The 12,308-nt window shown below is 55.0% G+C and carries 10 protein-coding genes; 7 read left to right on the top strand and 3 right to left on the bottom strand.

What is annotated here, in order from left to right; translation table 11 throughout:
- Positions 1-249: 249 nt before the first annotated feature.
- Positions 250-588, bottom strand: a complete 339-nt coding sequence (locus KK925_RS01705) for a hypothetical protein (RefSeq protein WP_214096195.1) — start codon at positions 586-588, stop codon at positions 250-252.
- Positions 589-976: 388 nt separating this feature from the next.
- Here KK925_RS01705 and KK925_RS01700 point away from each other — a divergent pair, with 388 nt between their 5' ends.
- Both KK925_RS01700 and KK925_RS01695 read left to right on the top strand, forming a co-directional pair.
- Entirely contained in the window at positions 977-2,140 is a 1,164-nt protein-coding gene (locus KK925_RS01700) for a two-partner secretion domain-containing protein (protein ID WP_174581855.1), read from the top strand.
- Between the two features lie 76 nt (positions 2,141-2,216).
- Positions 2,217-2,402, top strand: coding sequence for a hypothetical protein (locus tag KK925_RS01695; RefSeq protein ID WP_214096194.1), 186 nt, complete (start codon positions 2,217-2,219; stop codon positions 2,400-2,402).
- A 388-nt stretch (positions 2,403-2,790) separates the two neighbouring features.
- Here KK925_RS01695 and KK925_RS01690 read toward each other — a convergent pair whose 3' ends face one another.
- The gene (locus KK925_RS01690) at positions 2,791-3,798 is read right to left on the bottom strand and encodes a L,D-transpeptidase family protein (protein ID WP_214096193.1); all 1,008 of its coding nucleotides are present in this window, start codon (positions 3,796-3,798) and stop codon (positions 2,791-2,793) included.
- A 71-nt stretch (positions 3,799-3,869) separates the two neighbouring features.
- Here KK925_RS01690 and KK925_RS01685 point away from each other — a divergent pair, with 71 nt between their 5' ends.
- Positions 3,870-4,832 carry an NADPH:quinone reductase gene (locus KK925_RS01685; protein WP_174581853.1) on the top strand — a complete coding sequence of 321 codons (963 nt, stop codon included), beginning with the start codon at positions 3,870-3,872 and terminating at the stop codon, positions 4,830-4,832.
- A 271-nt stretch (positions 4,833-5,103) separates the two neighbouring features.
- On the opposite strand, the gene ligA is transcribed toward KK925_RS01685, so the two are convergent.
- On the bottom strand, positions 5,104-7,095 hold the full coding sequence (gene ligA / locus KK925_RS01680; RefSeq protein ID WP_174581852.1) for an NAD-dependent DNA ligase LigA: 1,992 nt from the start codon (positions 7,093-7,095) through the stop codon (positions 5,104-5,106).
- A 282-nt stretch (positions 7,096-7,377) separates the two neighbouring features.
- Here ligA and KK925_RS01675 point away from each other — a divergent pair, with 282 nt between their 5' ends.
- The 4 genes from KK925_RS01675 (at position 7,378) to KK925_RS01660 (ending at position 12,306) form a co-directional block, all read left to right on the top strand.
- Positions 7,378-9,183: an N-acetylmuramic acid 6-phosphate etherase gene (locus KK925_RS01675; protein WP_174581851.1), complete on the top strand. Its 1,806-nt coding sequence runs from the start codon at positions 7,378-7,380 to the stop codon at positions 9,181-9,183.
- A gap of 47 nt (positions 9,184-9,230) precedes the next feature.
- Complete coding sequence (locus KK925_RS01670; protein WP_174581850.1) at positions 9,231-9,422, top strand: hypothetical protein; 192 nt, start codon at positions 9,231-9,233, stop codon at positions 9,420-9,422.
- A gap of 123 nt (positions 9,423-9,545) precedes the next feature.
- Positions 9,546-10,793: a 4-hydroxy-3-methylbut-2-enyl diphosphate reductase gene (locus KK925_RS01665; protein ID WP_236027803.1), complete on the top strand. Its 1,248-nt coding sequence runs from the start codon at positions 9,546-9,548 to the stop codon at positions 10,791-10,793.
- A 34-nt stretch (positions 10,794-10,827) separates the two neighbouring features.
- Complete coding sequence (locus KK925_RS01660) at positions 10,828-12,306, top strand: leucyl aminopeptidase (protein ID WP_174581849.1); 1,479 nt, start codon at positions 10,828-10,830, stop codon at positions 12,304-12,306.
- The last annotated feature ends 2 nt before the right edge of the window (positions 12,307-12,308 follow it).

The following is a 12,308-nucleotide window of genomic DNA, read 5'->3' as shown; positions in this document are numbered from 1 at the left end:
TCCTGGGAATCAAAGAGGAATTTTCCCGCGCGATACGAACCCTATCGCAAGCCTTTTGATTCCCCTAAAAAACTCTCGCCCGGCCTGGGAGGCTACCTTCTCGTACGCGCTTTGAGGTTTCCAACAGGGCCTTGCCTTCTCCGGTTGAAAAGCCGCCTAGCTCCCAGAAAGCTTGTAATAGGCCAGGACGCAGCGAGCCCCGCCCATGGCCGTAACGAGGTTTTGCCTCTGCCGCCAAGTCTCGTTTGTTTAGCTTTTGGCAACCTGGGATACCAAATGGATGGGTAACCCGTCCAACAACACCTTCCGCCGGATGCGATCGTCAAACGAGTGGTCCAGGGCCCGAACCACGTCCCGATGAACCGTTTCCTCTTCCCTCAGTCGCCGGCCAATCTCGCTTGCGGCGGCAGAAAGCACCCCGAAGCGCCGGCGGACCAGCGCGCTGGAAAACTGGCCTGCTCGGTGTTTCGCACCGTTTTCCGCTGGGGCGTTCCAAGCACCTAACCAAACCCCGGCAGGATAGACTGCCGGCTCTAACCTAGCTCCGCATGCGCCATGGAAGAAAGAAGCTACTGTTTGTGCTACCAAGGATCCAAGAGGTTGAGACTCTCTTGAAAGTGCAAATCCCCCCGGAGGGAACATGGGATCGAAAAATCACAGCGCTTTCTCAAGCCAGAGCTTCACTTGCATGGATTCCTCGAACTTCCTCGACATTCCTTTCGCATAACACCTTGCCTCCATGGAGGCCACAAGAAACCCCTATTACCCAGAGCAGCTAAAAGAAAAGCCCCCGACGCGGAGTCGGGGCAGCTAACCGTGTGGCACGCAAAGCGGCCTCTTTCGGCGTTGACGTAGCCTAGGCGTCAGTTATAAAAACAGGATCGCGCGGGAAATGCTCCAGGTAACACATCAGAGGGGAATACAACCCCAAGAAATCCGCGCCGTTGAGAAGCGAGAAGAAAGGAGGCCGAAGAGTATGACCGCAATAGGTAGGTGTTGGTTTTCTCCCATCCGTCTCTTCCTTAGCTGGACGTTTGGAGTGTCACTCTGGGTCGTGGCCAATCCGAAGGGATACGGTCAGCCGCTTCTGCCGACGGGGATTTCGAGCACGTCAGGCGCTCCGGTCAATGCAGTGTACACTACCGATAAGTTGACCGTGATACAGTCCGGCCCTCTCAATGCTCGAACCATTATCAATTGGGGTACGTGGGGTTCCTCGACCACAGGGTTTGACATCGGTTCTGGCAATAGCGTTGAGTTCGTTCAACCGGGTACGCACTCAGCGATCCTCAATCGGGATATCACGGGAAATCCCAGCCAAATTCTGGGTGCGATTCAGGCAAATGGAGAAGTTTACCTCATTAACACTGCAGGAATCACAATCGGCAACGGGGCGGTCATCAACGCGTTTAGCTTTGGGGCGAGCACCTTCGACGTGAACGACAATGACTTCTTAAATGGTTTCCCTAGCGGGCATGTCCTATTGACGCAGACGGCGCCAGGGGTGTCCCTGTCCGTGAACGGTTCCAGCATTACTGCCTCCAATCAAGGAGGCCATGTTGTACTCGTTAGTAATAATATCCGTATCGGCACTTCAACGCTTACGGGTACATACGTAGGCTTGGCCGCTGCCAATGGATCGGTGGACATTAACCTTGTGGGGACAACGCCCATCGTGCAAGGCCTTTACGGCGATACCCACATCACGATCGGGCAGCCTGGTGGCGAGGTGCATATTGTCAATAGCGATGTTACGGCAAGCAACGGCTTATCCATCGGCGGCCAGATAGATATCGCTACGGGTATCGCCAAAATCGAACATTCGAACCTAGCTGCGAACGGAACCTTAGCAGGCGGCAACATCAATATCTTTGCGAACTCATCGCCTTCCACAAACCAAGGAAAGAGTGTGCTCATTAACGGTGGCTCGCAGCTCAGTGTAGCGTCAAGCTCCGGTCAAGGGGGGACGATTGCTATCTTTTCGCAAAATCAGTACCTTAGCGCTGCCTCGACCCAATGGGATGCGCTTGGGGGATCTAGCACCCTCGATGGAGAAATTTTTATTGAACAAGCTAATGTCAGATTGAAGCCGATTGTAAATGGCGCTTACACTCCAGCACCCATCATCTTCCAACCGTAGTCCATTGCCGGTTCACCTTTTTTCCTTAAAAAAAAGGCCTGCTTTTCCCAGGCCTTTTTTGTTACCAGGGATCTCTATGGGGGAAGCGTTCCTTTTAGACGCGTTTTTCGGGTTTGTTCTATTGAGTCGTGGCGCCGTAGGGAAGATTAGAGCGAACGCTTCCCAAAAAACATATCGGGCGGTCCTCGAAACGGTTTTTCTTTTGCACCTTGCGTTTGCCTACTGCCAGTTCTCCCATTCCATGCCTGGCATGCCCTCATGAATCACCGGGACTCGTTTCTGGTTTTCCCCAAGTCCAGGGAAGCCAGGGAGAAAGGACATCCCCTGCTACAGGAAAAAAAGCCATCGCGTCTTTGCTCTTTTCCATTGGGTCGGTGGAGAGTCTCCAACTTGGGCCTCCCCGACGGCTGCTGTAGACTTTGTCACGACGATTCAAGCCGGCGAAGCGCAATAGGAATAGATCGCTAAGCAGCAGGGTGGCAGTACCTTCCTCCCCATTTTTCAATCCATCCTTTTGAGGGCGCATTTCTAGCCCGGCCTATGGGGACACTCTTGATGTAGGCGTATAAACTCCCACCCGAAAACCTCATTGCCACAGGTTCGCCCACAAGCTCATCGCTTGTCAGTGACCCATGGTACCATGAGCTTTTTTAGGGAAAAGGGGCCGGAGAGTAGTTTTGCACTCTAGGAGGGGGGACTACTTGTAACCGTTTGCTATTCAGCACCAGCCGATCCTTGCGAGAAAACCTCGGCTCAAGACCCTCTGGCCAGGGGACCAGGTCTTCCGGTTGGGGAAGACCCCACAGGAAACTGAAAGTTTCATAGGAACCGACGTCCAATTGAACCAGCTCCGGATGCTTTTGCGGATCCAGCCAGGTCAGAATCGCCAAAATGACCTTTGGATCCACCATCGTGCATCCTTCCGAGGGAAGCTTTGGGTCAGTCCAAGCGTGCAGGAATATGGCACTTCCGGCGCCGGGAACGGATCGAGGATAATTATGCTCGATCAAAATCATCCACTTCCTCGCAGGAATTCCTAGACTCATTCTCTGGGAGGGAAACCAGGAAGGCAACGGCAGTCCTTCCGGCAAGCTTACCAAATGGTTATATTGGGGAAGGGACGGGTCATCCACCCAGGCGTCCCGGGAGGTCTTTCGGTGGTACCAAGGCCACCGTGCTCCTTCAGGCAGTCGATCTTCTTCCCCTAGGACCCACCCGATCCGGAACCGCCCTGCCGGGGAACAGCCGTCCCCTTCACGTTTCTGCTTGCCCCTCTGCGCTGGATGGAGCCCGATTCCCCAGGCCAGGCCATTGCGTCCTACTCGAGCAAAAAACCATGGGCTTTCCGCTTTCCAGGGAGTGTGAAAGCTCGATCGCTCATAAAGGCGGATCCAACCGAAGGACGCACTTGTCGCTGGAGTAAGACAGACCAGAAGCTGCTTGGCATACGTCGGGCAAGGAAGAGGTGGGGGGAACCAAAAGACGCGAATCCACTCGAAAAGTCCCCAAAGGAAAAGGGGAACCCAAAGACCCCAAACGAGCCAGAAGAACGGTCCCTTCGTGCGGATTTTCACAAAAGCTTCCAACGCAGTCGCTTTTCGGCTATCCCTGTCCCCGGCAGCGGCCCTTTTCCCCTTGTGCCAAAGTCGGTTTCCCAATCTTACGACCCTGGAATCCATCCAGGAAAAACCATTTGTTTTTCTTTTTGGTGCCCTATAGAAAGCTGGCTGTGAAGGCCATCATCGTTCGTCGGTTAGGCCAACCAGAGGTCATGACGCTGGAAGAGCTTCCCGACCCAGTCCCCGGGGAAGGAGAAGTATTGGTCAGAATCCATGCAGCCGGAGTAAACCCGGTGGATACCTACCTGCGCGGAGGCCAGTTCGGGTATTCTCCGGAGCTACCATTCACGCCGGGTATTGACGGCGCCGGGGTGGTGGAACAAACTGGTCCGAAGGTCACTAAAGTCAAGGCAGGCGATCGGGTATACCTGGCTGGGAGCCGCACGGGCACCTACGCCGAACTTGCTGTCGCGTCGGAGTCACAAGTTTACCCGCTTCCTCCCTCGATTAGCTTTGCGGAGGGTGCTTGCCTCTATGTACCCTATGGGACGGCCTACCGGGCTCTTTTCGTTCTGGTTTCTCCCAAACCAGGTGAAACCCTTTTGGTTCACGGGGGCAGTGGAGGCGTAGGGCTAGCCGCTATTCAATGGGCCTCTGCCTTTGGCTTGCGGGTGGCTGCAACGGCGAGCACCGAAGAGGGACGGTCGCTTGTACTCCGCAATGGAGCTCAGGCAGCTTGGGATCATACCGATCCGTCCCACTGGGAAAAGGCGGTTGAATGGACGGGCGGAGTCGGTTTTGGAATTGTGTTGGAAATGCTTGCCAACGTCAATCTCGCCCGGGATCTTGACATTATTCGAACGGGTGGACGAGTGATCGTCGTTGGATGCCGGGGAGAGAGTTGTATTGACCCTAGAAAGCTAATGGCCAAAGACGGTGGAATTCTTGGATTAAGTCTGGCCAATGCTTCGCCCCAAGAACTCGAAGGGTTTCATTTGGCCCTTGAAGCAGGTCTGTCGCGAGGCTTCGTCCGACCTCACATTCGAGCGATCCTACCCTTGTCCCAAGCACCCAAAGCGCATCGCATGATCTGGGAGCCCGGAGCTCTTGGAAAGATCGTTTTAGTTCCCTGAAAAAGATTCCGTACGGGCAGCAAAGAACATTAGACAAAGCCATCTTGGCCCGAGAACCGGGCTACCTTAAGCCTGGGAAGTTTTTGCGGTTTTTTCTTACGAAAGTCCCTGTGACTGCGCCGTGCACCGAGGCTTCCGAGGAACAAACCAGACAACGATGTAAGGACCGAGACAGCCACAACAACTCCGTCCGCGCCTTGGAAATAGGCTCGCCTAGGGTTTTCTCTACCTGCGTACCCTCCTCAGCGGAACCGCTTTTCCCCGTTTGGCTTCAGCTAAGCATCCGCCGAAGCTCTTGCTCTGTCATCACTGGAATGCCAAGCCGCCGGGCTTCTTGGAGTTTCGACCCGGGATTTTCTCCCACGATAAGCCAATCCGTACGACGGCTTACCGTAGAGGCTACACGCCCACCAGCTGCCTCGATCTTTCTTGCGATTTCCTCCCGCGGTTCGGAAAGAGTTCCGGTAATGACCACAGTCTTGCCGGAGAGCGGTCCAACCGGCAACCGGCGCTCCAAGCATTGGAAATTGACTCCGTATTCTTTGAGCCGCTCGAGGCGCCGGCGATTTTTGGGATCCCGGAAGTACCGGTAAAGACTATGTGCAACAATCTCTCCAACGTTCGGTACTGCCTGGAGCTCTTCCAAAGATGCCTGGGCCAAGCGGTTGAGATTCCCAAAATGCCGACAAAGTTCCTGAGCAAGGGTTTCCCCCACATGGGGGATCCCTAACGCAAAAATCAGGCGAGCTGCATCTTGCTTTTTACTCTTTGCAATCGCCTCCAAAAGATTTCGGGCCGACTTTTCTCCCATGCGTTCCAAACGCAAAAGATCACGCATCTGGAGCGTGTACAAGTCCGCCACATCTTGCACCAACCCCGTATCCACCAGTTGATCGGCCAGCTTCTCCCCCAGCCCTTCTATATCCATCGCTCTGCGCTGCGCAAAGTGCATCAAAAGGCGCTTGAGCTGTGCCGGGCAGTTGAGATTCGGGCAGCGAAGAAAAATCCCCTCCCATTGAAGCTTTTCTCCGCATACGGGGCATTGTTCCGGCGGGACAATCTCTTTTTCGGTACCATTCCGAGCGGCCACATCCACCCCAACCACTTCCGGGATCACCTCACCTGCTTTTTGCACAAAGACATAATCTCCAATGCGAATCCCTTTTCTTCGGATCTCATCGAAGTTATGAAGAGTGGCCCGGCTCACAATGGTCCCTCCTAAAAACACAGGATCCATCTCTGCCACGGGGGTTATGGTCCCTGTTCTTCCGACTTGAAACGTTACCGAGCGAAGCCTCGTCCGGGCTTTCGCCGAGCCATACTTGTAGGCAATGGCCCAGCGAGGTGCTTTGGCCGTTTGCCCCAACCGTTCGCGCAAAGTCCAGTCATCCACTTTGATGACGGCCCCATCTGTCTCATAAGGCAGCGCGGGACGCAACTGATCAAGCTCACGGACGGCTAAGAGAAGCTCTTCCTTATTCTGGCAAAACCAAAATCTCTCGGGACGAGGAAGCCCGGCCTTGCCGAGAAACTCCAACCACTGGCGCTGAGTTCTTATGGATAGGCCACGGATTTGTCCGGCGGCGTAAAAGACAATCGCAAGCGGCCGGGAAGCAACGATTCGAGGGTCAAGCTGTTTAAGCGTACCGGCAGCAGCATTACGAGGATTGGCAAAGGGCGGCTCTCCCGCCCGGATTCTTTCTTCGTTCACCTTCCGGAAGGCCTCCAAAGGAAAGTAGACTTCTCCCCTGACTTCTAAGACCTCCGGAGGAGAAGCTAAGAGAAGGCGAAGGGGGAGCGAACGAATGGTACGAACATTTTGGGTGACATCATCCCCGACTCTTCCATCACCCCGTGTGGCTGCCTGGACAAAAACCCCCTTCTCATAGCGGCAGCTAATAGATACCCCATCGATTTTCGGCTCCACCACCATCGGAACAAAAGGGCAACGGAGAGCTCGAGTCACCCGTTCGACAAACTCCAAAAGCTCGCTTTCCGAATAGGTATTATCCAAACTCAACATGGGAACAGCATGTTCCACATGGCGAAACTCTTCTAGTGGCTGACCGCCCACCCGCTGGGTGGGCGAATCGGGGGTGATTAGTTCCGGAAACTTTTTTTCGAGCTCTACCAATTCATGATAGAGGGCGTCGTAGGCTTCATCGGAAATTTCTGGTTGGCCTAGAACGTAGTAAAGATAATCATGCCGACGGATTTGTTCGGCGAGCTCCCGATGCCGCTGGACTGCCTGTTCGCGGGTCATCTCTTAGCCCCCTTTTTTCTTCCCCTGCGCATACCCTTTCTAGAAGAAAAAAGCTATCGAGCACGGGCGGCGCCAAAAAGAGAAAAATCGGCCGTCCAAGAAAAACCACAAAGAGGACCCTTGTGGAGACAGTCAAGCGGGTCATCGTTTCTTTGGGCTAACGAAGCTTTTTCCGCTAGGTTCGCTCAGAAGAAAAGGAAAAAGCCCGCAGGCTCGCTTTGGCTTACGCATGGCCGATAACCCGCACCCCATCCGGTACAAAGCGAAAAGGAGTGGTTAACTGTGGGGGCTTTCTCTGTAGTCGGAATCGACGGAGGAGCTACCAAGACTCAATGGGTAGTTCTAGACAACCAAGGCGAGACGGTTGCCGGGGGACGAGCCGGACCCGGAAACTTCCTCCTGGCCGAGCCAAGCGAGTTGGAAGAACTTTTGCGTCACATTGCACGAGGAGTGGCCTGCTGGCCGATCGGCGGCGTAGGGGGATTTTTTGCTGGCTGTCGTACGGAAGCGGAGCGAGTTCGTCTTACGACCCTGTTACGAACCGTGTGGCCCTCGGCTCAAACCATCCTGGTGGGAGATGATGTGGAAGCCTCATTTGCGGCCGCCTACCAAGAACGGGATGGAATCCTTGTGCTCTCCGGAACCGGGTCGCACGTCGCCGGTCGGAAAGAAAATCGGTGGGAACGCGCGGGTGGCTGGGGACACTGGTTTGGAGACGTGGGAAGCGGCTACGATCTAGCCCGCAGGACATTGGAGTGCTTCTACCGCCAGTATGATCTTTCCGGGAAGCTCCCGAACGGGCTCGAAGTCTTTCTGGGAGTGTGCTCCGAAAATAACCCGGAGGAACTGGCCCGGCGGTTTTTCCTTCGCACAAGGGAACCCAAAAAGGAACTGGCGGCGTTAGCTCCCTTCGTATTCCAATTGGCATGGCAAGGGAATGGAACCGCCTGGCGGGTGATCCTCAAAGCGGCTCGGGAGCTTGCGCTGCGAGCGTGGAGGATTGCGCGCCGCCTTACGCTTGATCCTCCGGTGGTAACCCTAGCCGGAGGTCTCTTTGAGGGCGAACCCCTGTATGAACAAGCGTTTCGGGAGGCTTTACTGGCGCTGGCTCCGAGCGCTTCGGTCACCCTCTGTCGCGTGCCGGCAAGCGTTGGAGCCGCCTGGCTTGCTCTGCGCGCTTGCCACTCCCCTTTGATCGTAGCCATGCCTTCCCTTGCGCATCCGTCGGTGGAGGCAAGGATCCTTAGCCGGGCCTCGACTGAACAACCTAACCCGCGGTCACGCAACTTGGAAGGCCGGACCACTGCCGAACTGGTGGATCTATTCCTCTCCCAAGAAAAAGCGGTTCTCCGAGCGTTACGGGCTGCGCGCGAAAAGCTTGTCCAAGCCGCCGATCTCATTGCTGCCAAGCTTCTAGCTGGGGGTCGTTTATTCTATGTAGGCGCGGGGACGAGCGGACGGCTGGGAGTGCTTGACGCCAGCGAAATCCCTCCCACTTTCGGACTAAGCCGGCTGACGGTTCAAGCCATTCTGGCAGGAGGAAGCCAGGCCTTTGGGAAGAGTCAAGAAGGGGCCGAGGACCATGGATGGGAAGGGTCTTTGGCCATTCGGAACCGGAAAGTAAAGGGTACGGATGTGGTCTGCGGCATCAGCGCCAGCGGACGCACCCCTTTTGTTCTGGAAGCCTTGCGCCAGGCGAAACGCCAGGGGGCAAGTGTGATTTTGGTCTCCTGTAACCCCAACCGGCCTGCCTGCCCAAGCGCCGATGTGTGCGTGGATCTGCCCACGGGAGCGGAAATCCTTGCAGGTTCCACACGCTTGAAGGCGGGGACGGCGACCAAAGTGGCTCTCAATATGTTTTCGACCATTGCCATGATCCGGCTGGGTCGGGTTCGGGACAACCTTATGGTGGGAATGCTTCCCCAGAGTGAAAAATTGCGCCAGAGAGCGATCCGGCTGGTAACGCGCCTGGCTCGGATAGATGCCGCCCGGGCATCGGAAGTTCTCCAACAAACCGGTTGGGATATACCTGCCGCGCTTAACCGGTTGGAAAGAATTCAAAGAAAAACGCCGGAGCAACCTGCGTAATCCAGTTGCAAGCAACGCCGCAGACGAGCATGGTTTGGGGAGAATCTATGAAGCGGTACCTGAGGCAATGGGGCGCCGACGTGGTCGTTCTCATCATTGCGATTGTTTCCTTCCTGGTCCTGGGAGTCATCCAGTGGAAAGTGATCCACAATCACCTGGTGAAAGTGGGAGCGCTTCCGGCCGGAGGAACAACCCCCGCGGCTCCAGTCCCTTCCCCGTCTTCTCCAACCAAGCCGTAGTTTTTCGCAAAAAGCGTCCAGGTTTGGGAGACGAGGCAACCTGGCACTGGTTTCCAGCCGGCAAGAGAGAAACAAGGAAAAAAGAGCTTTGACTCCTCTTTGGGAACGAACAGAGTATTCGTTGTGCCTGCAGTCCCCACGCAACCCCAAAAGATCAACCTGCGGACACCGCAGGTCATGAGCGTTGTTCAAGCGCAGGTTGAAAGTCATTATCGCAGTCCGCTTGTGGAATTTTTGCGGGCCAGTGGTCATCGCTTGAGCGCGGGTGGAATCACCGTGATCTTGGCCAAAGCGTTTGGATTTTGCTACGGCGTCGAACGAGCTATCGACCTCGCCTACGCCGCAGCGAAAGTATTCCAAGGAAAGAGAATCTTTCTTCTTGGTGAGATCATCCATAACCCTGAAGTCAACGATCAGCTGACAGCCATGGGGATTGAACGACTACGGGAAGTGGAGGGACGCTACGATCTTAGCGGGCTTACCAGGGATGATGTGGTCATCATTCCGGCATTTGGTGCGGAGATCCAAACCATGCATCGGATCCAGGAAATTGGCTGTCAAGTGGTCGATACCACGTGCGGGGATGTGATGACCGTATGGAAACGAGTACGCCAGTACCGGAGAGAAAATTTTACTTCCATCATCCATGGGAAAGCTTGGCACGAAGAAACCAAGGCCACGGCTTCCCGGGCTGTGTGTGAAGACGGGGGTGGTCACTACTTGGTTGTCTACGATTTAGAGGAAACTGACTACGTTTGCGACTATATCCGGTACGGAGGGAACAAGGAGGAGTTTTTGCGAAAATTTGAAGGAGCAGTATCGCCCGGCTTTGATCCGGATCGGCATCTGGAGCGGGTTGGGGTTGCCAATCAAACGACAATGATGCGGGGAGAAACCGAGGAAGTCCAAAGGAGAATCCAACGAGCTATCGAAGATCGTTACGGCAAAGAAAACCTTTCGCAGCACTTTCGTTCTTTCGATACCATCTGCGGGGCCACACAGGAACGGCAGGATGCTCTGGAGGAGCTTCTCCGTCATGAAAAGCTCGATCTTTTGATTGTTGTGGGCGGATATAATTCTAGCAACACCTCGCACCTAGCCGAAATGGGTGTGAGCCGTCTGCCTACGTACTTTATTAAAAATGCGGAAAAATTACTCTCTCCCCAGCGGATCTTGCATTGGGATCTTTCGAAGCGCCAGGAAGTGATCACGGAAGACTGGCTGCCGGATCAAGAGGTAACGATCGGTATTACAGCCGGTGCATCCTGTCCTAATAACGTCATTGAAGAGACGATTCGAAGGCTTTATGAGTTTCGAGGAATCCGAGTGGATTCCCTGATTCCGAAGACCTGGCCGATAAAAGCTCTTTAGCAGGTGAGTCGTTGCAAGGAGTGCTTCTCGCACAATGGGTGAAGTTCCCAAGATTTCGGTGGAAGTGGTTCCAGAGCCGCCGGCAAGCGGGGATCTTGTGGAATTTGTGCCTGAGGGTAAGAGAGTTTCTTCGGATATCCCCGAGGAGGAGTTTCGAGGGAAAAAGCTTTCAACCCTTCTTTTGCGCGAGGGCGGCCGACGTCGTCTTTACGTCGGGCTGGGGCCTCAGGAGAGTATCGGACCCGCTATCTTGCGCAAGGCCAGCGGCGCGGCCGTTCGTAGCCTCGTAAAAATTGGCGCAGAGCAAATTTCGATCCTTGCTCAAGAATGGGAAGACCACTTGGACGCAATCGTCGAAGGGGCCCTTTTGGGGGCCTATCGCTTCGAGCGTTATAAACCGGAAACGCTTCGATCCCGAACGGGGTTGCGCCAGTTGTGGCTGTGCATAGCACCTCGTTTAAGGAGGGAGGCAAAAGAAAAAGCTAAACTAGGCCAGCTGGTTGCCGAGGCCACCAATCTTGTGAGGGATCTTGGAAATGAGCCGGGGAACGTCATCTTTCCGGAAGCTCTGGCAGAGCGTGCCCATCAGCTGGCCAAAGAATACGGACTTTCTTGCCGGGTCTTTGAGCCTAGGGAACTTGAGGAAAAGGGTTTTGGAGGGCTGCTCGCAGTGGGCAGCGGGTCGGTCCACGGCCCCAGACTCATCCTGTTAGAATATTCCGGAAAAGACCCCGGGCGTCCCCCCATCGCCCTGGTAGGCAAGGCCATCACGTTTGATAGCGGGGGAATTTCCCTTAAACCTGGGGAGCGGATGGATGAAATGAAATTTGATAAAATGGGGGGTTGCGCCGTGCTGGGGATCCTTTGCGCGGCGAGTCGTCTGCAGCTTCCCACGCGTGTTGTCGGCGTGCTTGCGGCCGCCGAAAACTTACCTGGTCCTTCCGCGTATCGGCCGGGCGATATTATTCGGACCTATGACGGTAACACGATTGAAGTTCTCAATACGGATGCGGAGGGAAGAATCGTACTGGCCGACGCCATTGCCTATGTGAAGAAAGAATTTCGTCCGAGCCTTATCATCGACCTCGCTACCCTCACAGGGGCTTGCATCGTGGCATTGGGGAAAGAAAAAGCTGGGTTGTTCACACCGGATCGGGAGCTTCGCGAAGCTTTCTGGTCATTGGGCGAAGAAGTCAATAACCCGGTCTGGCCGCTTCCCCTGGGCGAGGAATTCGATGAACAGATCAAAAGTGACATTGCCCTGGTGAAAAACGTCGGAGGTAAGGAAGGAGGCGCCTGTACGGCTGCCGCCTTTCTCCAAAAATGGGTCGGGGACACCCGGTGGGTCCACCTGGACATTGCCGGCCCCGCCTGGATAACCAAAGAAGTTGCCTATCTTGAAAAAGGACCCACGGGTTTTGGCGTAAGCCTAATCACGCGTTTCCTTTTGGGACAAGCAAACCAAGCCCAACGGACTAAGCCTTCCCAGAAAGGGTCTGGCCGTAAGCGCTAAAT

Source organism: Candidatus Methylacidithermus pantelleriae (assembly GCF_905250085.1).
Taxonomy (GTDB): Bacteria; Verrucomicrobiota; Verrucomicrobiia; order Methylacidiphilales; family Methylacidiphilaceae; genus Methylacidithermus; species Methylacidithermus pantelleriae.
The sequence above is the reverse complement of the archived record's forward strand: the minus strand, read 5'-3'. Positions and strand labels throughout refer to the sequence as shown.

Coding starts and splice junctions, on each gene's coding strand:
- KK925_RS01700 (WP_174581855.1), top strand. CDS start 977: ATGACCGCAATAGGTAGGTGTTGGTTTTCTCCCATCCGTCTCTTCCTT.
- KK925_RS01695 (WP_214096194.1), top strand. CDS start 2,217: ATGGGGGAAGCGTTCCTTTTAGACGCGTTTTTCGGGTTTGTTCTATTG.
- ligA (WP_174581852.1), bottom strand. CDS start 7,095: ATGACCCGCGAACAGGCAGTCCAGCGGCATCGGGAGCTCGCCGAACAA.
- KK925_RS01670 (WP_174581850.1), top strand. CDS start 9,231: ATGAAGCGGTACCTGAGGCAATGGGGCGCCGACGTGGTCGTTCTCATC.
- KK925_RS01660 (WP_174581849.1), top strand. CDS start 10,828: ATGGGTGAAGTTCCCAAGATTTCGGTGGAAGTGGTTCCAGAGCCGCCG.